The sequence below is a fragment of the Leptospira ainlahdjerensis genome, assembly GCF_016919175.1.
GTDB lineage: Bacteria > Spirochaetota > Leptospiria > Leptospirales > Leptospiraceae > Leptospira > Leptospira ainlahdjerensis.
Map to the genome: position 1 here is coordinate 1 of NZ_JAFFPU010000046.1, position 837 is coordinate 837.

General features: G+C 32.6%; 2 protein-coding genes. Both read left to right on the forward strand.

The window, feature by feature from the left end:
* The first annotated feature begins 105 nt into the window (after nucleotides 1-105).
* Nucleotides 106-540: a putative toxin-antitoxin system toxin component, PIN family gene (locus JWG45_RS13725; RefSeq protein ID WP_232380689.1), complete on the forward strand. Its 435-nt coding sequence runs from the start codon at nucleotides 106-108 to the stop codon at nucleotides 538-540.
* On the forward strand, nucleotides 524-787 hold the full coding sequence (locus tag JWG45_RS13730) for a toxin-antitoxin system HicB family antitoxin (protein ID WP_205280269.1): 264 nt from the start codon (nucleotides 524-526) through the stop codon (nucleotides 785-787). Before JWG45_RS13725 ends, JWG45_RS13730 begins: the two co-directional genes overlap by 17 nt.
* The last annotated feature ends 50 nt before the right edge of the window (nucleotides 788-837 follow it).

Genomic DNA, 837 nt, shown 5'->3' on the forward strand with positions numbered 1-837 from the left:
CTCTTTCGTTAGCCGAACATGCCCCGCAAATTCTACGCAAAAATACCAAATTAGCGATTGACGAATGATAGTGTATATGCTATCTACTAAATATTGAAAGTTGTCTTGGATACAAATGTCCTTTACCAAGCTTTAAGGGCCCAAAGAGGAGCATCACGAGCGATTCTGGAATTAATTTTCGATCAGAAAATTAAATTAGGATTATCGATACCGGTATTTAAAGAATACGAAGAAGTTTTAAATAGGCAGACTTCGAAAGTAGATTTAGGAATTAATGCTAAAGAACTAAAGAAGATACTAGGATTTATTGCTTACATAAGTTATCCGCAAACGATTTATTTCGCCTTCCGTCCAAATTTACGTGATGAAGATGATAATCATTTTGTCGAACTTACGATAGCATGTAACGCCGATTACTTGATTACTAGTAATGTAAAAGATTATCTAATAAATAACGATTTAAAATTTCAAGATTTAAAAGTTATAACGCCATCAAATTTTATGAACTATTGGAGGGAAAATTATGAAAACAAAAGCTAGTGTGTTAACTATTAGGATTCCTTCTGAGCTAAAGCATAAAATTGAAAAAGTAGCTGAAGAGCAAGGCGTTTCAATAAATCAATTAGCATTATATGCATTTACAAAAGAAATTCAAGATCTTGAAACTTCTCAATATTTTGAAAAATATTATAAAGGTAGAACTAAGAAGCAAATTTTTGCTGATTTTAGAAATGTTCTTTCTGAGATCAATAGTGACGGTAAAATTCCTGCCTGGGATAAGTTATAATATCTACGGTCCCTTTAATCTTGGGGCACGTCGGCTAACTTCGGCTTCTC